Source organism: Hyunsoonleella pacifica, assembly GCF_004310335.1.
Lineage (GTDB): Bacteria > Bacteroidota > Bacteroidia > Flavobacteriales > Flavobacteriaceae > Jejuia > Jejuia pacifica.
On sequence record NZ_SIRS01000005.1, the window covers coordinates 362,867 to 388,558 of the forward strand.

A 25,692-nucleotide genomic window follows, 5' to 3' on the forward strand; every position below is an offset into this window, starting at 1 on the left:
TTATTCCATCTCTATTTCAATGTTTTGTTCTTCTATCCTAGTAATATTTGGCACAACAGGTAAACATCCTAGGCAGATGTTTTTTTAATTACAAGTATTTTAACATTAACAAATTATAAAATAATACAAACATGAGTAAACGCATAGCATTAATATATGGACATCCTGATAAGGAAAGCTACAATTACGCCCTAGCTGAAGCATACAAAAAAGGTGCTATAGCTTCCGGTAACGAGATTCAGGAAATAATAATTGCGGATTTGGATTTTAATCCAAATCTTCAATATGGGTATAGAAAACGAATGGAGTTAGAATCTGATTTATTAAAAAGCCAAGAGATCTTAAAATGGGCAAACCATTTGGTTTGGATATATCCTGTTTGGTGGGGCTCTGTTCCTGCAATTATGAAAGGCTTTTTAGACAGAGTTTTACTACCAGGATTTGCTTTTAGCAAAAGAGAAAACTCATTATGGTGGGACAAACATTTTACAGGTAAAACAGCCAGAATAATTTGTACGTTAGATCAACCTAGTTGGTATTATAAGTGGGCGTATGGAGGCCCTAGCCATAAGGCCATGAAAAAGTTAACTATGCATTTTATTGGGGTAAAAAAAGTTAGAATTACTACCATAGGTCCTATTAGACTATCTAAGGAAAAATTTAGAGTTAAATGGTTAAAAAACGTTGAAAAACTTGGTAGATTAAGCAGGTAACATAGTTTGCAAGATGTAAGTTTTGGATGCTTATTAAGAACAGGAGATTGAAGTTAAACCTCATTAAAAGTAAAACCCAAAACTACCTGTTACTCCAAATTTACGTGCATTTGGGTATAGCGTATCATCTTTATAATTTCCTCTGAAATTAAAATCTATTCTAAACACCTTGAATATATTACCTATACCTAAACTATACTCATAATAAGGCTCTTTGTTTGGCGCTACCAATTGGAAATTTGCTGGATTACTTGGCACATTACTTAGAGCAATGTTTTCATCTGAAATGCTAGCAATTACACCACGAACACTTACAATTTCTCTTAAATTGAGTTTTCGTAGAAATGGAATTCTTGAAAATAAGCGTCCGTTAAAATTATGTTCAAAATGGAAAGAGGCATATTGGTCAGATACAAACTCATAAAAGTCTAATTGTGAAAAGGTATTGTAAATTGAAAAATAAGTTTGGTTACCTGGAATAACATTTAAAAGTCCTAACGGTACTTCCCCAAAGGTTTTACCTATCTCTATTGATGTAGCTAATCTACCAAAACCACCAACTTGCCATGGCTTTAAATAAGAAAATTGTACTTTGGTGTAATCGAAATCGCTATTAAGAATACTTCTATCCCCACGACTAATTTGGGCAAAAATACGAGAAAAATCATCATTTGCAATTTTACGCTCCACTCCAAAACCTGTCATTTTTCGTCCTGGAAAAAACGCCGCTGAAAAAGTAGTTTCGTACTGTTTAATTTCAGATTGAATACCTGTTGGCGTATTGTAGTCTAGACTAAAAGTAGGTGATGCAGATTCTAACGTTCGATAATTTCCACCTAATCTCAATATCAAATTCCTAAAAGGTTCTGCCTCTACAGCGACACTTGTTAGGTTTATTGTTGTTAACTTATCATTAGCTCCTGCTGTAACTACAGCTGATGAAGCTAAACTTCGCCCTAAAACATCAGTAGAGTTAGTTAAACTCGCCCCCATTTGTTCTACATCACGACGATTTCCCCCTGAAATAATCAAACGGCTTTTTTTGTCTAACAACCACTTACCTGAAATACCATATTTAAATTTATCATCTCTGGTTCCATAAGCTAAAAAGCCTTCCAAACGCCATAAATCATTTCTACCAAAATAGGTTCTTCCACCTGTTCTTAAGCGTAATCCTTCAACATCATTAAACCCAAATGTTGAAAAAATAGGCCCGTAATCTAAAGGCAAGGAATTAAACTCAATATAACCTGATGCCAAAATACTTCCTAAATTATATAATCGTTTAAATTTCTTTACAGTTTTTAAGGTGTCTAGCATTTTATACACCCCTTTTTCATCCTTATTAAGTGCTTCTAGACGGTTTTGTTCCCAAAATTCATCGCCTCTATCATAAATATCCTTATCATAATTATAAACTTCTTTATCATAGAATTTTTTATCTCTAGGGTTATCAAACTTATAATTATCGTAAAGCGTCGTACGCTTTCCATAAATCCCTCTTGATTTTTCTTTTTTATTAAAAGCAAAATCACTCATCATGTAGTCACGTTTCACAAGAAATAAAGAATCATTCAATACCTCAAACTCTTGTTCAATGTAAATATCCTTTACCCAATTGATATTAGCACTTTTTGATGCTTGAAGATTAATTTCTTTTACAGCATAAGTCGTATCGGCTACCCAAAAATCACCCTTAAAAGTTAATTCGTTTTTACGCCTTGGATAATAGATAATATTGTAACACCATTTGTTATCAATAAAACTACTATCAGATAGCACATAATTATAAGTACCAATACCTGTTCTCGATAATGGGCTCACAAAACTTTTATCAAAAAACTTCAAAAAATTATCATAAACATTGAAATCAGAATATAAATCGTCAACAAAATCTATAATAACTTGATTATCACTAAAGCCTGAATTTTTATTACCTCTAAGCTCTTCTTTTTGTTTATTCAAAATGTTATCGCCATAAACTGTTGAAACAGCTTCATTGATAAACATAGGTAAATAGGTTTTACCTGTTACTCTTGAGGTATCTACTTGATTAAAAACAAATTCCATACCCCTGAACAATTTACTTTTTATAAGAGCACTATCAATGGTATTAATATCAAACTCTACTTTTTCGTATTTATCGTATTCATATTGTTTAAACTGCTTTAAACCATTACTGCGTTTATTTGCCCAAATTTTACGGAGTATATCTATAGCTGGGTTGTTCTTTTTTGGTTGTTTTCCCGAAACAATAACTACTTCATTTAATTGTGCTGCTTCTTCTTTTAGAATAAACTTCAAATTATAGTTTACTTTGTTTTTTAAAGGAACACTTAATGTTTCATATCCAATAAAAGACACTGTAAGCGTAGTACGTGTTTCTTCAGACTCTAAATAAAATTTCCCGTTCTCATCAGTTATTGTACCTTCTGTGGTTCCAGAAAATATGATGTTAGCAAATGAAATAGGCTGATTCTGTTCGTCTAGCACATAACCACTTACTTTTGTTTGTGCCAAAAGCGCGTATACATTCAGTAGAAATAAGGCAAAAAATAGTTTTATTTTCATTTAATTCACAAGTCTCATTAGTATAGACACACAAAATATGCTTTTAGTTGCATAAGATTTAAAAATTAGAGCCTACATATAACAAAAAACTTCATCAACAATTATGCTAATGAAGTTTATATAACGTAAAAAGTACTATTTTATTTGTACATCACTTTTTTAACAGCCTTAATCACATCTTCATGATTTGGCAACCATTCTTTTAGTAATACTGGAGAATAAGGTGCAGGTGTATCTGCTGTATTAATTTTTACAACTGGTGCATCCAAATAATCGAATGCTTCACTTTGCACTAAATAAGTAATTTCAGTAGCAACATTTCCAAAAGGCCATGCTTCTTCTAAAACAACTAATCTATTAGTTTTCTTTACGGATTCTACAATCGCCTTTCTATCCATTGGACGAACAGTACGCAAATCTATAATCTCACACGAAATACCTTCTTTCTCTAATTCATCAGCCGCTTTATAAGCTTCCTTAATAATTTTTCCAAAAGAAACTATAGTAATATCATCTCCTTTTCTTTTAATATCTGCAACACCTATTGGCAAAATATACTCACCTTCAGGCACTTCGCCTTTATCTCCATACATCTGCTCACTTTCCATAAAGATAACTGGATCATCATCACGAATAGCTGCTTTTAATAATCCTTTTGCATCATAAGGGTTAGATGGCACTACCACTTTTAATCCAGGCGTATTTGCAAACCAATTTTCAAAGGCTTGTGAATGTGTTGCTCCTAATTGACCGGCAGAAGCCGTAGGCCCACGAAATACAATAGGACATTTAAACTGCCCTCCAGACATCTGTCTGATTTTCGCCGCATTATTTATAATTTGATCAATCCCAACTAAAGAGAAGTTAAACGTCATATATTCTACAATTGGCCTGTTTCCTGTCATGGTAGATCCTACAGCGATACCCGCAAAACCAAGTTCTGCAATAGGTGTATCAATAACACGCTTATCTCCAAATTCATCCAACATCCCTTTTGATGCTTTGTATGCACCATTATATTCTGCTACTTCCTCTCCCATTAAATATACGCTTTCATCTCTGCGCATTTCTTCACTCATCGCTTCACAAATCGCTTCTCTAAACTGAATTGTCTTCATTTACTTGCTTTTAAATCGAGTTGCAAAAATAGTAATTACGACTTACCTGAGTAAAATATTTATTCAAAAATTTACTATGCATGCATAGTATTTTTCAAATAAAATACCTAACTTCGTAGCTGCGAAAAAAAAAGACATTTAATATAGATAGATTTATGAAAATATTAGTTTGTATAAGTCATGTTCCAGACACCACATCAAAGATTAATTTCACTGATGGGGATACAAAATTTGACACAAATGGTGTACAATATGTAATTAACCCAAATGATGAATTTGGATTAACTAGAGCCATGTGGTTTAAGGAAAAACAAGGTGCTAATGTAACCGTTGTAAATGTTGGTAGTTCTGAAACCGAACCTACACTACGTAAAGCTCTAGCCATTGGTGCAGATGCAGCAATAAGAGTAAATACAATAGCTACCGATGGTTTATCGGTTGCAAAACAATTGGCAAAAGTAGTAGAAGATGGTGGCTACGATTTAGTAATTGCAGGAAGAGAATCTATAGACTACAACGGTGGTATGGTACCTGGTATGTTAGCTGAAATAACAGGAGCTAATTTTGTTAACAATTGTATAGGTTTAGAAGTTGAAGGCACATCTGCAACAGCTACACGTGAAATAGATGGTGGTAAAGAAACTGTATCTACATCTTTTCCTTTAGTAATTGGCGGACAAAAAGGATTAGTAGAAGAGAGCGATCTTAAAATCCCTAACATGAGAGGTATTATGATGGCACGTAAAAAACCTTTAACAGTAGCTGAACCTGTTGATGCTAGTGCTGGAACAACTTCTGTTTCTTTTGAGAAACCTGCAGCTAAAGGTGCTGTTAAATTAGTATCTCCAGATAATTTAGATGAGCTTGTAGATCTACTTCATAACGAAGCTAAGGTTATATAAAGCCTAAATACAAAGGATCAAATTCTAATGATATCAATTTAGAATTTGTAATTTTTAATTAGAAATATTAAAGAATTATGTCAGTTTTAGTATATACAGAATCAGAACAAAATAAATTTAAGAAAGCTGCTCTTGAAGTAGCTTCTTATGCAAAGGCTGTTGCTGACCAATTGGGAACAACAGTAACTGCAGTAACAATTAATACTGAAGAAACCTCAGCATTGGAAAATTATGGTGTAAATAAAGTATTAAAAGTATCAAATTCAGCATTAGACAACTTTAGTGCTAAATCCTATGCTAGTGTTTTAAGTGCGGCAGCGCAAACTGAAAATGCTCAGGCTGTTATTTTAAGTTCTAGTGCAGACAGTAAATATTTAGCACCAATTTTAGCCATTCAGCTTAATGCGGGTTATACTTCTAATGTTGTTGCAGCACCATTAAGCACAAGTCCTTTTACAGTAAAACGCTCAGCATTTACTAACAAGGCATTTGAGGTTACCGAAATAAAATCGGACGTAAAAATTATTGGTGTTTCTAATAATTCATTCGGGCTCGTTGAAAATAGTGGTAGTGCAAATACAGAAGATTTTTCGCCTTCAATCTCAGAATCTGGTGTAAAAGTAGAATCTATTGATAAAGCTACAGATAAAGTAACGATTGCAGATGCCGAAATTGTAGTCTCTGCAGGAAGAGGTTTAAAAGGCCCTGAAAATTGGGGAATGGTTGAAGAGTTAGCCGATGTTTTAGGTGCAGCAACGGCCTGTTCTAAACCAGTTTCTGATTTAGGATGGCGCCCTCACAGTGAACATGTTGGACAAACGGGTAAACCTGTAGCATCAAACCTATATATTGCTATTGGAATTTCAGGAGCCATTCAGCATTTAGCTGGAATTAATGCTTCTAAAGTTAAAGTAGTAGTTAATACCGACCCTGAAGCACCTTTCTTTAAAGCTGCAGATTATGGTGTTGTAGGAGATGCTTTTGAAGTGGTACCTCAACTCATCGAAAAGTTAAAAGCATTTAAAGCTCAATAATTTATTTTTCATAAATTGTACAGTACTCTAGAACTGCTTAAATTAGCATTTCATGCCAAAAACTGTTTTTACAGTTGGTAAAGTTCTAATTTAAGCAGTTCTTTGCGTTTTAAATGAAGATATGAGTTTAGTAAGATTGAATATAAAAGGGATATCGTACAGCCAAACCCAAAACGGCGCTTATGCCTTAATATTGAATGAAATTGAGGGTGACAGAAAACTACCCATCGTAATTGGTGCTTTTGAAGCGCAATCTATAGCTATTGCCTTAGAAAAGGAAATACGTCCTCCAAGACCTTTAACTCACGATTTATTTAAAAATTTTGCTGATAGGTTTGATATTGTAGTAAAGCAAGTTATCATTCATAAATTAGTTGATGGTGTTTTTTATTCTAGTTTAATTTGCGAACGTGACAAGATTGAAGAGATTATCGATGCAAGAACTAGTGATGCCATTGCATTGGCCTTACGTTTTGATGCTCCTATTTTTACATATAAAAATATATTAGATAAAGCAGGTATTTATCTAAAAGTAGACACCAAAAAAGAAGATGAAGACGAAAACGAAGATAGTGTATTAGTTGATGATATTTTAGCAGGAGAATTAGAGCCTGCAGTATCTAAAGAAGACTATTCATCAAAATCTTTGGAAGAGTTGCATCAACTTTTAGAAGAAGCCGTTTCTAATGAAGATTACGAAAAGGCTGCGAGTATTAGAGATGAAATTTCTAAACGCTAAACTTTTTTATGAAGCAATTTTTATGTGGTATTGTTTTCATATTGTATCTGTTCAGTACGCCATTATTCGCTCAAGATAATCTGAATGCTTTAGAAACTACTAATACTGAAGTTTCAAATGAGGTAGAAAGCAAAACCAACACTTTACTTATTGCTGATACCACATCTGCGTCTCAAAAAAACATAAAAACAACTGTTTCTAATACGAAAAACACTGCCATTATTCCAAGTGAAGGTTTTTCTTTTAATAGTTTTTGGCGTGGTATTTTAGGAATGCTATCCTTAATTTTTATAGCTTACTTATTTAGCAGTAACAAAAAAGCAATAAATTGGAAAACCGTAATAATTGGTTTGTCATCGCAATTAGTACTTGCTATTTTAATTTTAAAAGTACCTTTTGTTAAGGCTATTTTTAAATATTTAGGAAAAGCTTTCAATAAAGTTTTAACCTTTACAGAAGCTGGAACAAAATTCTTATTTAGCTCATTTGGCTCGGGAGAAATTGAAAGCCCCTTAATGAATTTTGCCGTTGCAATTTTGCCAACAATTATATTCTTTTCAGCACTCACATCTGTCTTATTTTACTTAGGTATAATTCAAAAAGTAGTTAAAGCTTTAGCTTGGTTACTCACAAAAATATTGGGTATATCAGGCGCTGAAAGTTTAAGTGTAGCTGGAAATATTTTCTTGGGACAAACAGAAGCACCACTAATGATTAAAGCTTATTTAGAAAAAATGAATAAGTCAGAGATTTTATTAGTCATGGTAGGCGGTATGGCAACAGTTGCTGGTGGAGTTTTGGCCGTTTATATCCAATTTTTAAGTGGGGATGATATAGCGCTAAGAGAGTTTTTTGCCAGCCATTTATTAGCCGCATCTGTTATGGCAGCACCAGGAGCTATAGTAATTTCTAAAATACTTTATCCTCAAACTGAACTAGTAAATACTGATGTTAAAGTTAGTAATGAAAAAATAGGTTCAAATATCCTAGATGCTATTGCCAATGGTACAACAGAAGGTTTAAAGTTAGCTGTTAATGTTGCAGCCATGCTATTAGTTTTTGTAGCGTTTATAGCTATGATAAACTACGGATTGCTTAAATTAGGATCTATTTATGGTATCAATGAATGGGTGGCTAATAATAGTCCATATAGCAGTCTTTCATTAGAAGCAATATTGGGAACAATTTTTGCTCCATTAATGTGGTTAATAGGCGTTGCCAAAGAAGATACTATGATGATGGGGCAACTTATAGGTATAAAGCTAGCAGCCAGTGAATTTGTTGGATACATGCAACTGGTTGAACTTAAAAACATATCTAACCCTTTGCATTTAAATTATCAAAAATCCATAGTTATGGCAACTTACATGCTATGCGGGTTTGCTAATTTTGCATCAATAGGTATTCAAATAGGAGGCATCGGATCATTAGCCCCAGGACAACGAAAAACCTTATCTAAATTTGGCATTAAAGCTCTAATTGGTGGCACCATAGCGTCTCTAATTTCAGCCACTATCGCAGGAATGATTATTGGTTAAAATTCATACCTTCAAATTATTCTAAATAAACCAATTATTTTTAGATTTTTATACCGCTATTAAGTCAATCTCATTAAACAAAAAAACGAGTTTGTTAAACCAAATTCTTTAGTATCTTGCTTCATTATTTATTTTTACTATGAATTGGGAACAACTCCTCTCTTTAAAACGCTTTGGCGACACTAATAAAAGATTACGACTAGAACAAGACGAAACCCGCTTGGGATTCGAGGTAGATTATGATCGTATTATTTTTTCTCAAGAATTTAGAAGTTTACAAGATAAGACACAGGTTATCCCTTTGTCTAAAACCGATTTTGTTCATACCCGATTAACTCATAGTTTAGAAGTAAGTGTAGTAGGACGTTCTCTAGGCAGGCAAGTAGGCCAAAAAGTATTAAAAAAGCATCCGCAATTACAAAAAACACATGGCTATCAAGCTAACGATTTTGGAGCTATTGTAGCTACTGCTGCCCTAGCTCATGATATTGGAAATCCACCCTTTGGGCACTCTGGTGAAAAGTCTATAGGGGAGTTTTTTAAAACTGGTACTGGTAAAAAATACAAAGACCAGTTAACCGACAAAGAGTACCAAGACCTATGTGATTTTGAGGGGAATGCGAACGGGTTTAAAATTCTTACTCAAAGTAGAGCTGGACGTGAAGGCGGGCTCCGTTTAAGTTACGCTACATTAGGAGCATTTACTAAATACCCCAAGGAATCTCTACCTAAAAAACCAACAAAACACATAGCAGATAAAAAATATGGTGTGTTTCAATCCGAAAAGCAAGCTTTTGCTGATGTAGCCAACGAATTAGGACTTATAAAAAGAAGTGATAAACATCTTAGTTTTTCTAGGCATCCACTAGCGTATTTAGTAGAAGCTGCAGATGATATTTGTTACACTATTATTGATTTTGAAGACGGTATTAACCTAGGTCTTATTCCAGAGGAATATGCTTTAGAATACCTCTCTAAAGTTATACGAGATAACATTAAACCAGAAAACTATTATGCCCTATCTAATAAAGAGGATCGTGTTGGCTATCTGCGTGCTTTAGCTATTGGTGCACTTATCAATGATGCTGTAGATATTTTTATGAAAAATGAAGACGCTATTCTGGATGGTTCCTTTGATAGTGCTTTACTTGATAAAAGTAAATTTGAAGCACAAATAAATGACATCATCAAAATTAGTATTGAAAATATTTATCAATCTGAAGAAGTTATCGACAAAGAAATTGCTGGGTATCAAATCATCAATAAGCTTCTCACAGTATACACTAATGCTGTAAATAACAGTTTTAATGGCGTAGCTTCTAATTATGATGAGCTTATTCTGCAACGGCTCCCCAAAACCATAAATTTCAGTAATAAAAATCTCTACCAACGTCTACTCTCTGTCTGTCACTATATATCTTTACTTTCGGACAGTAAAGCCATCCAAAACTTTAAAAAAATTGAAGGTGTTACTTTTTAAATATCAATATTATGGTAACCTCAATTGTACAAAGAAGTTTAGCTTAAATAACATTAAAATTATAAAAGCTAACCAGTTAATAACTTTTGATATTTCTCGGGTTTGAAAACTGACATATACTTCTCTTTTTCTTTAAATTCGTAGTTGCTGTTTTTATCTTAAAACAGATGTATAACTTAAAAGTTCGTTCCGCTAAGGCGGATGGTAAACATGAAGCAATATCACGATTTAGTAAGACACGTTTTAGACAACGGAAATGAAAAAGGAGACCGTACGGGTACAGGAACCAAAAGTGTATTTGGGTACCAAATGCGTTTTGACTTAAGCGAAGGTTTCCCTATGGTTACCACCAAAAAATTACATCTTAAATCTATTATTTACGAATTATTGTGGTTTTTAAAAGGCGATACTAACATTAATTACCTTACTGAAAACGGTGTACGTATATGGAATGAATGGGCTGACGAAAATGGAGACTTAGGGCCTGTTTACGGACACCAATGGCGTAATTGGAATAGTGATGAAATTGACCAAATAAAGGAAGTAATACAAACATTAAAAAACAATCCAAACAGCAGACGTATGCTTGTTTCTGCATGGAATCCATCTGTATTGCCTGACACTTCTAAAAGTTTTGCTGAAAATGTTGCTAATGGAAAAGCTGCACTTCCTCCATGTCATGCCTTTTTTCAGTTTTATGTAGCAAATGGGAAATTATCTTGTCAATTATACCAACGTAGCGCAGATATCTTTTTAGGTGTTCCGTTTAATATTGCATCTTATGCCCTATTTACAATGATGATGGCACAAGTTTGTGGCTATGAAGCTGGAGATTTCATACATACCTTTGGTGATGCTCATATCTACAGCAATCACTACGATCAATTAGAATTGCAATTATCTCGTGATATTCGTCCATTACCAAAAATGATACTTAATCCTGAAATTAAAGATATTTTCGATTTTAATTTTGAGGACTTTACACTGGTAGACTATGACCCCCATCCACATATTAAAGGAGCTGTGGCAGTTTAATTTTTACTATATTACACGTAGTTCTTGCAATAAAATTAGAACAGGTAAAACTAAAGCGTTATAAATTAGGTTTTCATAATTAAAAATCTCAACTTTGCAACCCTTTAGAAAAAGCATAGAACAAAAAATAGATTACAAGTATGTTAAAGATTATTGTAAAAGACGGTGAAAATATTGAACGCGCTTTAAAACGTTACAAGCGTAAGCATAGAAATATTCAAGTAATGCAAAACTTGAGAGAAAACCAATATTTTACTAAACCTTCAGTGAAGAGACGTCGTGAAATCCAAAAAGCGGCTTATATCCAAAATTTAAGAGATCAGGAAGATATATAAATCTTTCCTTCAAAATAATACAAATCCCACTTACTAAAGTAAGTGGGATTTTTTATTTGTAAGCTTTTAAACTTTTAAGCTACAAAGTTTCTATGATAATTCTATATCTAATCATAGGGATTTTAACCTCCATACTAAGTGCATTACCACTTGGAGCTTCAAATATTGCTGTAATAAACATTACGTTAAAAGAAAATGCTAAACAAGCATTTAAAATTGCCATTACTGCTGGAATTGCAGAAGTTTTACTATCCTATTATGCATTAGATTGTAACGAAACTATACGAGGCTTCTTTGATAGAAATGTATGGTTACAAACCACTATTGTTGTATTGCTATTCATTATTGGCTCATACTTGTTTTTTAAAAAACAAACAGAAAGTAAACCCAAAAAACTAAAAATAACACAGTCAAAATACATGATGGGCTTTGTTTTGGGAGTTTTAAATCCACCTGTATTAATATTTTGGATTATTGCTTTTGGTGTATTGAATAATAGCGACTTCATGCTATCGCTTCAGTCTTCATTCTCTATCTTATTTTTATTCTTTCTTGGGGTATATTTAGGAAAATTGCTTACACTTTACGGTTATAGTAAACTAAGTATTATTATTAAAAATAGAATTAGTAACATTTCCCTAATTATCAATAAAGTAACTGGTATATTACTTATTTTCATTGCTCTAATACAGAGCATTAATCTTTATGTTTTATAACCTTTTTACCTCCAAAAAGTTTTTAAGAACTTTAAAAAACTGATATATCCAAAACTAACCCTTCATTAGCTCTTATATTAAAAACAGTATCATCTTCGAAAATTAGATATTGCCCTTTTATGCCAACTAACTTTCCCTCATAAGAAAGTTCTTTTTTAATATTCAAACTTTTTGGTTTTTCTGGGTATTTATGTACTGGAAACTCCAAGCTGGTTTCAGAATTATTTTCTATAAAATAATCTTTTGCCTCCTCTGGAATAAAGGATTTTAAACGCTCCCTCCATTCTACCAAATTTTCATCCGTAATTTCGTTCTTCAGCATGGTTCGCCAATTTGTTTTATCTGCTACGTGGTCTTTCAAAGCCACTTCAGTAATTCCTGCCAAATAACGATTAGGCACCTCAACTATTTCTATAGCCTCATGTGCGCCTTGATCTATCCAACGGGTTGGCACTTGATTCTTTCTAGTTACTCCAACTTTTACATTGCTTGAATTTGCTAGGTATACTATATGGGGTTGTAGTTGTGTTTTCTTTTCAAATTCTAAATCGCGATCTTCAATACCCAAATGCGCCTTACTTAATTCAGGACGCATTATCCAATCTGCTGCTTGAGGTACTTCATAAAAACATTGCTTATCAAAACCTTGTCTATAAATGGGTCTATCTAACCCGCAATTCAAGCATTGATACTTTACAAATTGCATTTTAATACGTTTATTTAGTAGCTGATTTATGTTAATAAAATCGTTTTCAAACACTAAATAATATTGAATTGGACTCGCAAATTCAGTCTCCATTTTTCTTAAAACACCTTGGTAGGTCATATAAAAAAAAGTATTATTTTTAAAATCTTAAAGATAGCATAAATATGCCAATTCCCTTAGTTAATTCCATTGCATCCTGGTTTCTAAAGAAGCGATTTCATCAAATTGAATTGTTTTTAAAATACCCTAATGAAGTACAAGAGGAATTACTTTTGAGCTTACTAAATTTTGCTAAAAACACCGAAATTGGCAAGCAATATGATTTTTCATCCATTAAAAATTATAAAACCTTTGCCGAACGCGTTCCTATTAAAAATTATGATGGTTGGCAAGATACTATTGAGCGTTCTAGAAAAGGAGACAATAATTTGTTTTGGCCAACACCTATTAAGTGGTTTGCTAAGTCTAGCGGTACTACACGAGCAAAAAGTAAATTTATCCCAGTGAGCCAAGAATCTCTAGAAGATTGTCATTATGCAGCTAGTAAGGATTTGCTGTGTATGTACTTAAACAATAACGAAGGCTCACAATTATTTACAGGTAAAAGTTTAAGACTAGGAGGTAGTAAAGAGTTGTATAAAGAAAACGGTACTGTATTTGGCGACTTATCAGCTATTTTAATTGATAACATGCCATTTTGGGCAGAATTTAGCAGTACGCCAAGCAGTAAAGTATCTTTAATGAGCGATTGGGAACATAAAATGCAAGCTATTGTTGATGAAACCATAAACGAAAATGTTACGAGTCTTGCTGGTGTACCTTCATGGATGCTAGTTCTTTTAAACAACGTCTTAGAGACCACCGAAAAACAAAGTTTACTTGATGTATGGCCAAATTTAGAGGTTTATTTTCATGGAGGCGTAAGCTTTGTACCTTATAAAGATCAGTACAAAAAGATATTACCAAATAAGCAGTTTAAGTATTATGAAATCTACAATGCTTCGGAAGGTTTCTTTGCTATTCAAGATCAAAATAATTCTGACGAATTATTGCTAATGCTAGATTATGGAATTTTTTATGAGTTTGTTCCTATGGAGGTATATGCTACTTCAGAAGAAAAAGCCATTCCTTTGAGTGAAGTAAAACTAAATAAAAACTATGCTGTAATTATAACCACCAATGCAGGATTGTGGCGTTATAAAGTTGGTGACACGGTAAGGTTTACGTCCTTAAACCCTTATCGTATTAAAATCTCTGGAAGAACCAAACACCATATCAATGTTTTTGGAGAGGAATTAATAATTGAAAATGCTGAAACTGCATTGAAAAAAGTATGCAAACGCACAAAAGCAGAAATTGTAGATTTTACTGCTGCTCCAATTTTTATGAAAGGAAAGGATAAAGGTGCTCACGAATGGTTAATTGAGTTTAAAACACTTCCAAAGGATATTCATTATTTTAATGAGTTATTTGATAATGCACTAAAATCATTAAACTCTGATTATGAAGCTAAACGATATAATAATATTACATTAAATAAACCCACTATCAATATAGCTAGACCTCAACTCTTTCATGATTGGCTAAAACAAAACAATAAATTAGGAGGACAACATAAAGTACCAAGGTTATCAAATACTAGAGATTATCTTGATGAATTGCTAAAATTAAACACTTAAACTCAAACTAATCTTCAGAAAACACTATAATTCAATAGGTTAACGATTTTAACATACGATTTGTCCAAAAAAATTTCTCAATACTACTTTTCATAATACTTTTAAATTCAATTAACCATTAAACCCCTCAACATTATGAAAATTAATGTTTTTATATTGTTTTTATTTTCTTTTGTTTTTGCTTTCAGTCAGGACACTTCAAGTTTTATTGCTGAAAATGATGTTGATAATAATGAAATAACCGCTTTATCTTCAAATATTGGTGCTAACGGCTATAAATTTAGTTTACTTAACGCTGGTGTAAACTCAAAATTTTCAGAGTTTGGTTCTGGTTTTTTCTTGAATAAACTAATTATGGTCTCTTCCAAAAAAATTGGAGCACTCGCTAAAATAGATCCAAATACAAATGAGGCATATAAAGACCTATTTTGTTTAGATATCAAAGAAGATGGAGATTTATCAAGTCCACTTCTTTTCTCCAGAATTTTAAATACTAATAATAGTGAAGATCAGTTAACATTTACTCCTGATGAAAAAACAGTATACTTCACTAGAAGTAACAAAGAAAATTCATTACAATACAAACTATACAGAGCTGATTTAGAAGAAGATTCTCATGGTAATTGGATTAATCAGGAAGAATTATCTATTAATAAAGCTAATATTTCTATTGAAAACCCTTTTGTTAATCCAAAAGGAGATAAACTCTATTTTTCATCTAACATGAACGATTCTTATGGTGGGTATGATTTATATGTATCCGATATAAATGCTGATGGCTCATTAGGCGCTCCTAAAAACCTGGGACCTAATGTTAATACGCCTTTTGATGAAAAATATCCATCTTTATCTTTAGATGGTGTGTATTTATATTTCTCATCTAAAGGTCATAACAATCTTGGTGGATACGATGTTTTTGTAAGTAGAATTTTAGAAAAAGGTGTTAAAGCCCCAAGAAATATGGGAAACACTTTGAATACATCATTTGATGAAGTTGCTTATTTTCTAGCTGAAAGAAATAAAGGTTACTTATCCTCTAATAGACCCAATGGTAAAGGTAGCTACGACATGTATGTTGCTACTAATGAAGAAGTAAAGCAAAATTTAGAAGGATTTGTTGTGCATTCTGAATCTAAAATACACTTACCAAATACAATAGTTGTATTAAAAGATGAAGATGGCAATGAAGTAGCAAAACAATTAACCGATAATAATGGCGCCTATAACTTTGGTGTTTTACCTTTTGAAGTCTATACTATAAGTACTAAAAAAGACGGGTATATAAATAAAACTTTCGACTTTACAGCTAGCGAAGGTATGCCTACTAGCTATAATAAAACTCTAGAACTAGAAACTACACCTCCTGTAATTGAAAAGGTAGATGATAAGTTAGCTATAGTCATTGAAAACATCTATTTTGATTCAGCAAAATGGAGTTTAAAGGAAGAATCTCATATTTCATTAAACAAAATTGTTGAGGTATTAACGGAACGTCCTGAAATGAGATTATCAATAAACGCACATACCGATAATAAAGGTAGAGAAAACTACAATATGAATCTATCAAATAAACGTGCTGCCTCTGCTGTCAAATTTTTGATAAAAAATGGTATTTCCAAAAACAGGTTAGAGTTTAAAGGTTTTGGCGAAACACAACCTAAAATAGATTGTAAATCGAAATGTACGTCTGATGAATTACAAGAAAATAGGCGTGTTGAATTCATAATTTTAGATTAAAATTTTCTAATAAACATCGATGAATAGATAAAATGCATAAACTTTTAGAGTTTTAACGAGTTATTTGTCGCATCATCTAAAAGTGGTTATATATGTTTGTCGAAAACTTCAAGTAAATATATTTTTGATTCCGAAATCGAGACACAAGTTAAAAACATTATATATTAATTAAACATCCATTTAAAAATATACCACGCTTTTTAAGCGTGGTTTTTTTATTTAAAATTCTATTATCTTTAGTGAAAAAAGAACATGTCTGTTTTTAAAACTACACTATTAATATCTGTATTCTTGCTTGTTGGTACTCAACAAAGCAAGGCACAAGAAGCACAAAACGAATTTTGGAAAAACGTTAGGTATGGTGGAGGATTGGGTTTAAACTTTGGTAATGGTTTTTTTGGAGCTACCATTGCACCAAGTGCTATCTACGAATTTAATAGTCAAGTTGCACTAGGTATTGGATTGAATGCTACATTCAATAATCAAAAAGATGTTTTTAAAACCACCGTTTTGGGAGGAAGTGTAATAGGTCTTTACAATATACTACCAGAAATTCAACTTTCTGGAGAGTTTGAACAACTTAACGTAAGTAGAAGATATGATATCAAAGTTAATGCTGATGATGATAAATATTGGTCTCCTGCTTTATTTCTTGGAGCTGGTTACCGAAGTGGTAACGTTATTGTTGGTGTAAGATATAATGTATTACACGATAGTGAAAAAAGTATTTATATAGACCCTTGGGTACCTTTTATTAGGTTTTTCTTTTAAGAATATTTGTGCTTAAACCAAACTTTCTGCCATTCGCGCTTTAAAATTAAAAACGAAACGTCTTCAGAAAGTTTTAAAACATCATTACCGTCCAAAGCCTTCACTTGATGTTCTGACACATCGATAATGTAGAGTAGATTTAAATATTCTGAAAATTTTTCTTGAATCAATTTATAAACCGTTTCATGTAAAATTAACTTTAAACTAGAAGGCAAAACATCTTCATGAAAATCTAAATCAATATTTGCAAGTAGAAAATCCTTATTTAATTGCTGCACCAACCTTTTATAGAGGTTTGCTTTATTAGCTTCTTCTATTAAGCCTTCAAAATTAAGAGGGAGCTGCATTATACTGTTCTATTCATCAGTTTAGTTCCAAAAACCTTCAATAGGGTTTTCTTTTCTTCCGAAATATCTAACGATTCTAAACCCAAAAAAGCCTTTGCTGTATAAACCTCTATGGCTTGCTTTGTACTATCTGCTGCACCAGAATCCAAAAAGATAGCTTTAGCTTCTTCAACTTTTGCTGATGGGTCTTCAGGATTTGAAGAAAATAATGCTTCTAATTTAGCATTGGTTTCTTGGGTAGAGAATTCTAAAGCCTTCAAATACAAATAGGTTTTTTTATTCTCAATAATATCCCCTCCTACTTGTTTTCCAAAAGTTTTCGGATCACCAAAAGCATCTAAATAATCGTCTTGTAATTGAAACGCAATCCCTAAATTCCTTCCGAATTCATAAATATGATGTTGATCTTCATCTGAAGCATCTGCTACAATAGCTCCCATTTTCATTGCTGCTCCAACTAAGACTGCTGTCTTATATTCAATCATTTTTAAATACTCAGGGATAGTGACGTTGTTTCTCGTTTCAAAATCAACATCATATTGTTGTCCTTCACAAACCTCCAATGCGGTTTTACTAAACAATTCAGCTAAAGCTCTAAAAATTTTAGGTTTATAATTTTCAAATAATTGATACGCCATAATCAACATTGCGTCTCCTGAAAGAATTCCTGTATTAACATCCCATTTTTCATGAACTGTTTGTTGTCCTCGTCTTAATGGAGCATCATCCATAATGTCGTCATGAACTAACGAAAAGTTATGAAACACCTCTATACTTAAAGCGGCATCTAAAGCTTTTTTATAATTTCCATTAAAAATATCTGTAGTCATTAAAGTAAGTACGGGTCTTAAACGCTTACCTCCTAAACTTAAAATATAGTCAATAGGTTCGTATAAATTTTTAGGCTCTTTCTCAATTGAATATGCCTTTAGGTAATCAATAAATTCGTTCTGGTATTTTTCTATAGAAAGCATCAAACAAAAATAAAGTAATTCATCCTATTGGAAAAAGCTATTTTAAAAAGTTAGAATAAGAAAATCCTAAAAAACTCAAAATAATGTCCCTTTAAGTATGAACGAAAACGTTTTAGGGTAAAATTGATGTTAAAAAAACATTAAAACTTAGGAAACTTTTATTGTTTCTAAAGTTTCCTATAGTATATTTGCACTCGATTATGAGAGAAAAGATTTTATTAGGAGCTACTGATTTATTTTTAAACTATGGTTTTAAAAGTGTAACCATGGATGATATTGCCAATAAACTTGGTATGTCTAAAAAAACTATTTATCAGCATTTTGATAATAAAACAAAATTGGTAGAAGCTTCAACTTTAAATTTATTCCATTTTATTTCTGAAGGGATAAATCACATTTGTGCCTTAGAAAAAAACCCTATTGAGGAAATATACAGCATCAAACAGTTTGTAATGAAACACTTAAAAAACGAAAAATCGTCTCCTGAGTATCAATTGCAAAAGTATTATCCTACAATATTTAAAAATTTAAAAGAAAAAAAGTTTTGCGTTATGCAAGATTGCGTAATCGACAATTTAAACAGAGGTGTTGCTCTTGGTTTGTACAGAGCGGATATTCATGTAGATTTTATTTCCAGAATTTATTTTAGTGGTATGATGGTAATAAAAGATGATGAGTTATTCCCAAAGGACAAATTCTCAATGCCAATGCTAATGACAAATTACCTGGAGTATCACTTACGTGGTATTTGTACTCCTAAAGGCCTAGAAATATTAAACAATCACATCAATTCTAATCAATCATAAAATGAAACACAAACTAATTCTATACTTTAGTTTTCTATTCTTATGCGCTCTAAATGCGCAAGAGAAACTAATGCGTTTTTCTTTACAAGAAGCCATAGACTATGCTCTTGAAAACAATAGAAGTGCTAAAAATGCGCAACGCGATGTTGAAGCCGCAAAAAAACAAAAATGGGAAACTACTACTATTGGTCTTCCTCAGGTAAACGCTAGTATTGACTATCAAAATCAAATAAAACAGCAATTTGAAGCCATAGATTTTGACATGGATGGTGTACCAGATTTTGGTGCAAAACACTCAATGATTGCTGGAGCTAATATTTCTCAAATGATTTTCGATGGCTCTTATCTTGTAGGTTTACAATCTGCCAAAGTCTTTTTAGAAATTTCTAAAAATGCAAAAGAAAAAACAGATTTAGAAATAAGAAAAGCCGTTATCAATGCGTATGGCAATGTGCTATTAGCTGAAGAGAGTATAAAAATTTTAGAACGGAATATTGAGGTTTTAAAAAACAATCTACATGAAACCACTAAAATCTATGAAAATGGTTTAGGCGAAGAAGAAAGTGTAGAACAGCTACAAATAACATTATCTGGTGTTGAAAATAATCTAAACAATACTAGTAGACTAAAAGATTTAGCCTATCAGATGTTTAATATTACTATAGGAACAGATATTAATAGCGAAACAAAACTTACGGATTCTTTAGAGTTACTTACCACTCAAAATATCGCTTTAAATGCTTTAGATTCCAGTTTTGATATTGGTAATAACATAGATTATAAAATTGCTCAAAACGATAAAAAATCTAAAGAATTACTAGTTAAACTGGAAAAAAGTAAAGCTTTACCAACACTTAATGCTTCATTAAATGGATCGTATATAGCAAATAGAAATGCATTTGATTTTCTAGATTTTCAAAATCGTTGGATTGGTACAGCTACTTTAAATGCGAGTCTTAACATTCCATTATTTAGTTCAGGTAAAAGAAGTGCGGCAACACAACGTGCTAAAATAAATTTAGAAAAGTCTAAAGAAGAGTTAAACGAAACTACTCAAAAACTTAGATTACAAATAGCTTCTGCTAAAAGTGATTATAAATTTTCTATTGAAGATTACAACAACAAAAAACAAAATTTAAACCTTGCTGAACGTATAGAGAAAAAGAATCAAACAAAGTTTTATGAAGGCATTTCTTCTAGTTTTGATTTAAGACAAGCTCAAACCCAGCTTTACACATCTCAACAAGAATTTCTTCAAGCAATGCTTAATGTTATTAACAAAAAAGCTGAATTAGATACCGTATTAAATACTATCAATAACTAAAAAAATCAATCAAAATGAAATATATATATCCACTAGTATTAGCAGCCCTGATTATAACCTCCTGTGGAGGGGATAAAAACAAATCTGTAGAAGATATAATTGCTTCTAAAGATTTAGCACAAATAAGACAGAAAAAAACAGAGTTAGATGCTCAAGTTCAGGACATTTCTGCACAACTTAAATTACTTGAAAAAGAAATTAAAACTTTAGATCCTCAAGAAAAAATTCCATTAGTTACAACGTTTAAAGCAGAGGAACAACTATTTAACCACTTTGCTGAGCTACAAGGTAATGTGAGTACTAAACAAAACGTAGTAATTACTGCAGAATACGGTGGCGTACTCTCTAAGGTTTATGTTCGTGAAGGACAAAAGGTACGTAAAGGACAAACACTTGCAAAAATTGATGATGGCGGTTTAAGTCAGCAATTAGCTCAAATAAAAATTCAGGCTGATTTAGCAAAAACTACTTTTGAAAGACAAGAACGTTTATGGAATGAAAAAATTGGAAGTGAAATTCAATTTCTACAAGCAAAATCTAATTACGAAGCGCAAAAGGAAATGGTAAATCAATTACAACAACAAGTTGGTAAAACTATTGTTCGTGCACCATTTTCAGGAACTATTGACGATGTAATTACAGAACAAGGTAATGTTGTATCACCGGGACAATCTCAACTATTTAGAATTGTAAACTTAGATGACATGTATATTGAAACTGATGTTCCTGAACGTTATGTTTCAAGTATCAGTCCTGGTAAAGAGGTAAAAGTCAATTTCCCTGTATTAGGAAAAAATGTTGATGCTAAAGTACGTCAAGCTGGTAACTTTATTAATCCTGCGAACCGAACTTTTAAAGTTGAAATTGCGCTTCCTAAAAAGGACATTTCTATAAAACCTAATCTCACTGCTAAACTGAAGATTAATGATTACACTAATGAAAAAGCCATTTTAATTCCGCAAAGTATTATTTCTGAAAATGCTGAAGGCGAACAATATGTGTATACCCTTTCAGATAAATCAGGTGAAAAAGCAAAAGCCAAAAGAGCAATCATCACTACTGGAAAAACACAAGGCGACGATATCGAGGTGCTTTCAGGGATCAGTAATGGCGATGAAATTATTGAAGAAGGTGCGCGAAGCGTAAAAGAAGGGCAAGATGTTAAAATATTAGTTGATAGTCAGTAGTAATTAGTCTTTAGAAATAGTAAAATAATGAAACAGATTAAGTTCAACTTTGAAGATTTGAAAGTATATCAAAAAGCTTTAGACTTTGTTGACGACACCTATAAAATGACTAAAAATTTTCCTAAAATTGAAAATTATGCTTTAAGCTCTCAATTCAAAAGAGCTTCAATTTCCATAGCATTAAATATAGCCGAAGGTGCAGGAGACACTAACGCTCAATTTAATAGGTATTTAAATATCGCATCTGGATCAATAAAAGAATGCGTGGTATGCTCTACGATAGCAAAAAGATTAGATTATTTAGATAAAGATGAGGATTACTCTAATAGAGTGAAACTTGAGGAGTTATCTAAGATGACATCTAGCTTACAAAAATATCTAAAGTCTAACGACTCTAGAACTAACAACTAAAGACTACAGACTCATGACAAAAAATAATAAAAATAAAAAAGTGGATAAGGAGTTTCCTTTATCCTCTTGGGCTATTAATAATAAAACTACCATGTATGTCTTAATCACTTTGATTTTGATACTTGGTACAGGCGCTTACTTTAGTATGCCTAGAGAGAACTTTCCTGAAATTAAAGAAACTAAAATTTATATTAGTTCTGTTTATCCTGGGAATACCGCAGAAGATATTGAAAAACTAATTACTGACCCTATTGAGGACAAACTTAAAACGGTAAGTAATGTTGTAGAAATTACATCAACCTCACAAGAAGACTATTCCATAGTGATTGTTGAATTTGATGAAAGTATTACTGTTGAAGCTGCAAAACAAAAAGTAAAAGATGAAGTAGATTCTGAAACTTCAGGCGAAGATTGGCCAACATTTAATGGTGCTAAAGTAGAACCTAATGTATTCGATTTAAGCATGTCTGAAGAAATTCCAATTCTAAACATTAATATATCTGGAGATTATCCTGTAGACAAGTTAAAAGAATTTGGAGAGTATCTTGAAGACGAAATTGAGAGCCTAGAAGAAATAAAACAAGTAGATATTAGAGGTGCTCAAGAAAAAGAAGTTGAAGTAGCTGTAGACATATACAAAATGATGGCTGCTCAAGTGAGCTTTGATGATATTATAAATACAATTAGTAGAGAAAACATGACGATGTCTGCCGGAAATTTAATTACCAGTGGACAACGTCGTACCATAAGAATTATTGGAGAGATCGAAAACCCAAATGAACTTGAAAATTTTGTGGTAAAGTCTGAAAAAGGCAACCCTATTTATCTGCGTGATGTTGCAAACGTAAGTTTTAAAGATGAAGATAAAACTACCTATGCCCGAGAATTTGGACATCCTGTAGTAATGCTAGATGTAAAAAAACGCGCTGGTAAAAACATGGTAGCTGCAGCTGAACAAATACAGGTAATAGTTGACGATGCCATTGAAAATGTATTTCCTCCAGATTTAGAAATCACCATTGCAAATGATCAATCATCTAAAACTATTGGCCAAGTAGACGATTTGGTAAACAATATTATCTTCGGTATCATACTCGTAGTAACGGTATTAATGTTCTTTTTAGGATTTAAAAACGCATTATTTGTTGGATTTGCTATTCCCATGTCTATGTTCATGTCTTTAATGATTTTGAATATGCTGGGTTATACTATGAATACTATGATTCTTTTCGGATTAATCATGGGACTGGGGATGTTAGTGGATAATGGTATTGTTGTAGTTGAAAATGTATATCGTTTAATGAGTGAAGAAGGCATGAGCCGTATTGAAGCTGCCAAAAAAGGGATTGGAGAGATTGCCTTTCCTATTATAATTTCTACAGCAACTACGGTTGCAGCATTTATTCCACTTGGTCTATGGCCTGGGGTTATGGGACAATTCATGATATATTTCCCAATTACGCTTTCAGTAGTTTTAGGTTCATCACTATTTGTTGCTATCTTTTTTAATTCTGTATTGGTATCTCAATACATGACCACCGAAGATAAAGATATGCCAATTCAAAATATCATAAAAATATCAGCAATTGTTGGTGGTATTGGCTTATTAATAACAATTTTTGGAGGAAGCTATAGAGGATTAGGTACGCTAATGATAGTTGTAGTTATTTTACTTTGGATGTATCGTTTATTCTTGCGTTCATGGGCAAATGGCTTTCAAAATAGAATCTTACCAAAATGGGAACGCTTTTACGAAAAAGTATTACGTGGTGCCCTCAGTGGTAGAAAACCTGGATTTATAGCGATTGGCACAGTCGTATTATTATTTATCGCTTTTATGGGGTTTGGTGCTTCAGTTGGAAGTCAGAGAACCAAAGTAGAATTCTTTCCAGATAATACACCAAACCAAATTATAGTATATATTGAATATCCCGAAGGTACTGATATTGAAAAAACTAACGCTATCACAAAGGATATAGAAGAGCGCGTTTACAAAATAATTAACGAGGAAGCCTACATGAAAGGAGATTTTAATTTCCTTACAGAAAGTGCTGTATCTCAAGTTGGTGAAGGTGCTGGGAATCCTCAAACTGATGGTGGTTCGGCAGCAGAAATGCCGCATAGAGGAAAAATTACGGCTACCATGCGTGAGTATAAATTTAGGGATGGCGCTGATAGCAATGTTTTATTGAAGAAAGTACAGGAAGATTTACAAGGCATCTATCCGGGTGTCGCCATTTCAGTAGAGAAAGATGCTGTTGGACCACCTGCAGGCTACCCTATCAACCTAGAATTAGAAGGGAACGATTATGGAGAATTAATTGCTACAGCAGAAAAAATGCGCGACTTTATCAATACTAAAAATATTCAAGGTATAGATGAATTAAAAATTGATGTAAATAAATCTAAACCATCAATGCAGGTTTTGGTAGATCGTAAAAAAGCGGGAGAGCTTGGTGTTACCGCGGGACAAGTGGGGCAACAATTGCGTAATTCTATTTTCGGTGCGAAGGCTGGTATCTACAAAAAAGATGGGGAGGATTACGACATCTATGTACGTTTTAACGAGGAAAACAGATACAATACCAGTGCCATTTTTAATCAGAAAATTACGTTTAGAGACATGGCAACAGGACAAATTAAAGAAATTCCTGTTTCCACAGTTGCTAAACAAAATAATAATTCTGGATTTAGTGCTATAAAACACAGAGATGTAAAACGTGTAGTAACATTGTATTCTGCATTAGCACCTGGGTTTACTGATGCTAGGGCTATCGTTTCTCAAATTCAGAATGAAATGAAGTCATTTACTGAGAAACCTGACAGTGTAAAAGTAGACTATACAGGACAAATAGAAGAACAAGAAAAACAAATGGCATTTTTAATGAGTGCATTTTTTATTGGTTTAGGCTTAATATTTTTCATTTTAATTTTCCAGTTTAACTCAGTTTCAAAACCAGGTATCATTATGCTGGCTATTTTCCTGAGTTTAATAGGTGTTTTTGGAGGAATAGTGATTACGGGTAGTGCATTTGTAATCATGATGACCATGATGGGAATTATTTCGCTTGCAGGTATCGTTGTAAACAATGGTGTGGTACTACTCGATTATACACAATTACTTATAGATAGAAAAAAGGTGAAATTAGATTTAGACGATGAACACTATTTACAAACAGATGATTTAATTGAGGCTATTGTGAAAGGCGGAAAAGCACGTTTACGCCCTGTACTATTAACAGCCATTACAACTATTTTAGGTTTAATACCATTAGCATGGGGAATTAATATCAACTTCTTTACGTTGTTTAGTGAATTTGATGCCAATATTTATATAGGTGGAGATAATGTAATTTTCTGGGGACCATTAGCGTGGACCGTTATTTATGGATTGTTTGTAGCTACCTTCTTAACGTTAATTGTAGTACCTATCCTTTTCTATTTAGTTACTAAATTTAAAATGTGGCTATATAAAAACCGAACTGCTAAAGTAAGTTTAGTAGATAATCAACAAGAGGTTTTTAATATGGACAAACGAATTGAAAATGCATAAAGATTTTTAATTGTCT

22 protein-coding genes are annotated in these 25,692 nt (G+C 32.5%); 17 read left to right on the plus strand and 5 right to left on the minus strand.

Going from position 1 to position 25,692, the window contains the following annotated elements:
- The first annotated feature begins 131 nt into the window (after nt 1-131).
- The gene (locus tag EYD46_RS13575; RefSeq protein ID WP_130937718.1) at nt 132-713 is read left to right on the plus strand and encodes an NAD(P)H-dependent oxidoreductase; all 582 of its coding nucleotides are present in this window, start codon (nt 132-134) and stop codon (nt 711-713) included.
- Nucleotides 714-776: 63 nt separating this feature from the next.
- Here the strand turns inward: EYD46_RS13575 and EYD46_RS13580 are convergent, their stop codons facing one another.
- Together EYD46_RS13580 and EYD46_RS13585 are read right to left on the minus strand one after the other, a co-directional pair.
- Nucleotides 777-3,284 (minus strand): DUF5686 and carboxypeptidase-like regulatory domain-containing protein, encoded by a 2,508-nt coding sequence (locus tag EYD46_RS13580; protein ID WP_130937719.1) that lies wholly within the window; start codon nt 3,282-3,284, stop codon nt 777-779.
- A 140-nt stretch (nt 3,285-3,424) separates the two neighbouring features.
- Entirely contained in the window at nt 3,425-4,402 is a 978-nt protein-coding gene (locus EYD46_RS13585) for a pyruvate dehydrogenase complex E1 component subunit beta (protein WP_130937720.1), read from the minus strand.
- A gap of 155 nt (nt 4,403-4,557) precedes the next feature.
- Here EYD46_RS13585 and EYD46_RS13590 point away from each other — a divergent pair, with 155 nt between their 5' ends.
- From EYD46_RS13590 to EYD46_RS13625, 8 genes are all read left to right on the plus strand, one after another.
- Nucleotides 4,558-5,304, plus strand: a complete 747-nt coding sequence (locus EYD46_RS13590) for an electron transfer flavoprotein subunit beta/FixA family protein (protein ID WP_130937721.1) — start codon at nt 4,558-4,560, stop codon at nt 5,302-5,304.
- A gap of 77 nt (nt 5,305-5,381) precedes the next feature.
- Complete coding sequence (locus EYD46_RS13595; RefSeq protein WP_130937722.1) at nt 5,382-6,338, plus strand: electron transfer flavoprotein subunit alpha/FixB family protein; 957 nt, start codon at nt 5,382-5,384, stop codon at nt 6,336-6,338.
- Between the two features lie 121 nt (nt 6,339-6,459).
- Nucleotides 6,460-7,077, plus strand: coding sequence for a bifunctional nuclease family protein (locus EYD46_RS13600; RefSeq protein ID WP_130937723.1), 618 nt, complete (start codon nt 6,460-6,462; stop codon nt 7,075-7,077).
- 8 nt (nt 7,078-7,085) lie between these two features.
- Nucleotides 7,086-8,615: a NupC/NupG family nucleoside CNT transporter gene (locus tag EYD46_RS13605; protein ID WP_130937724.1), complete on the plus strand. Its 1,530-nt coding sequence runs from the start codon at nt 7,086-7,088 to the stop codon at nt 8,613-8,615.
- Nucleotides 8,616-8,754: 139 nt separating this feature from the next.
- Nucleotides 8,755-10,095 carry a deoxyguanosinetriphosphate triphosphohydrolase gene (locus tag EYD46_RS13610; RefSeq protein ID WP_130937725.1) on the plus strand — a complete coding sequence of 447 codons (1,341 nt, stop codon included), beginning with the start codon at nt 8,755-8,757 and terminating at the stop codon, nt 10,093-10,095.
- Between the two features lie 210 nt (nt 10,096-10,305).
- A complete protein-coding gene (locus tag EYD46_RS13615; RefSeq protein ID WP_130937726.1) occupies nt 10,306-11,130 on the plus strand; it encodes a thymidylate synthase in 825 nt (274 codons plus the stop codon).
- Nucleotides 11,131-11,270: 140 nt separating this feature from the next.
- Nucleotides 11,271-11,465 carry a 30S ribosomal protein S21 gene (gene rpsU, locus EYD46_RS13620; protein ID WP_092574029.1) on the plus strand — a complete coding sequence of 65 codons (195 nt, stop codon included), beginning with the start codon at nt 11,271-11,273 and terminating at the stop codon, nt 11,463-11,465.
- A gap of 92 nt (nt 11,466-11,557) precedes the next feature.
- Nucleotides 11,558-12,181 (plus strand): LysE family transporter, encoded by a 624-nt coding sequence (locus EYD46_RS13625; protein WP_130937727.1) that lies wholly within the window; start codon nt 11,558-11,560, stop codon nt 12,179-12,181.
- 31 nt (nt 12,182-12,212) lie between these two features.
- On the opposite strand, the gene EYD46_RS13630 is transcribed toward EYD46_RS13625, so the two are convergent.
- Nucleotides 12,213-13,007, minus strand: a complete 795-nt coding sequence (locus EYD46_RS13630; protein WP_130937728.1) for a DUF2797 domain-containing protein — start codon at nt 13,005-13,007, stop codon at nt 12,213-12,215.
- 44 nt (nt 13,008-13,051) lie between these two features.
- Between EYD46_RS13630 and EYD46_RS13635 the strand changes: the two genes are divergently transcribed.
- From EYD46_RS13635 to EYD46_RS13645, 3 genes are all read left to right on the plus strand, one after another.
- Complete coding sequence (locus EYD46_RS13635) at nt 13,052-14,566, plus strand: GH3 auxin-responsive promoter family protein (protein WP_130937729.1); 1,515 nt, start codon at nt 13,052-13,054, stop codon at nt 14,564-14,566.
- Nucleotides 14,567-14,701: 135 nt separating this feature from the next.
- Nucleotides 14,702-16,303 (plus strand): OmpA family protein, encoded by a 1,602-nt coding sequence (locus EYD46_RS13640; protein ID WP_130937730.1) that lies wholly within the window; start codon nt 14,702-14,704, stop codon nt 16,301-16,303.
- 252 nt (nt 16,304-16,555) lie between these two features.
- A complete protein-coding gene (locus tag EYD46_RS13645) occupies nt 16,556-17,074 on the plus strand; it encodes an alpha-ketoglutarate decarboxylase (protein WP_130937731.1) in 519 nt (172 codons plus the stop codon).
- Here the strand turns inward: EYD46_RS13645 and EYD46_RS13650 are convergent.
- Complete coding sequence (locus EYD46_RS13650) at nt 17,071-17,421, minus strand: hypothetical protein (RefSeq protein ID WP_130937732.1); 351 nt, start codon at nt 17,419-17,421, stop codon at nt 17,071-17,073. The genes EYD46_RS13645 and EYD46_RS13650 overlap by 4 nt on opposite strands.
- A complete protein-coding gene (locus tag EYD46_RS13655; RefSeq protein ID WP_130937733.1) occupies nt 17,421-18,395 on the minus strand; it encodes a polyprenyl synthetase family protein in 975 nt (324 codons plus the stop codon). Before EYD46_RS13655 ends, EYD46_RS13650 begins: the two co-directional genes overlap by 1 nt.
- Nucleotides 18,396-18,595: 200 nt before the next feature.
- Here EYD46_RS13655 and EYD46_RS13660 point away from each other — a divergent pair, with 200 nt between their 5' ends.
- The 5 genes from EYD46_RS13660 to EYD46_RS13680 are packed head-to-tail and all read left to right on the plus strand — an operon-like array spanning nt 18,596 to nt 25,676.
- Nucleotides 18,596-19,201 (plus strand): TetR/AcrR family transcriptional regulator, encoded by a 606-nt coding sequence (locus EYD46_RS13660; protein WP_130937734.1) that lies wholly within the window; start codon nt 18,596-18,598, stop codon nt 19,199-19,201.
- 1 nt (nt 19,202) lies between these two features.
- Nucleotides 19,203-20,525: a TolC family protein gene (locus EYD46_RS13665; RefSeq protein WP_130937735.1), complete on the plus strand. Its 1,323-nt coding sequence runs from the start codon at nt 19,203-19,205 to the stop codon at nt 20,523-20,525.
- 14 nt (nt 20,526-20,539) lie between these two features.
- On the plus strand, nt 20,540-21,712 hold the full coding sequence (locus EYD46_RS13670) for an efflux RND transporter periplasmic adaptor subunit (protein ID WP_130937736.1): 1,173 nt from the start codon (nt 20,540-20,542) through the stop codon (nt 21,710-21,712).
- 27 nt (nt 21,713-21,739) lie between these two features.
- Nucleotides 21,740-22,123, plus strand: a complete 384-nt coding sequence (locus EYD46_RS13675; RefSeq protein WP_130937737.1) for a four helix bundle protein — start codon at nt 21,740-21,742, stop codon at nt 22,121-22,123.
- A gap of 13 nt (nt 22,124-22,136) precedes the next feature.
- Nucleotides 22,137-25,676: an efflux RND transporter permease subunit gene (locus EYD46_RS13680; protein WP_130937738.1), complete on the plus strand. Its 3,540-nt coding sequence runs from the start codon at nt 22,137-22,139 to the stop codon at nt 25,674-25,676.
- Nucleotides 25,677-25,692 lie beyond the last annotated feature (16 nt).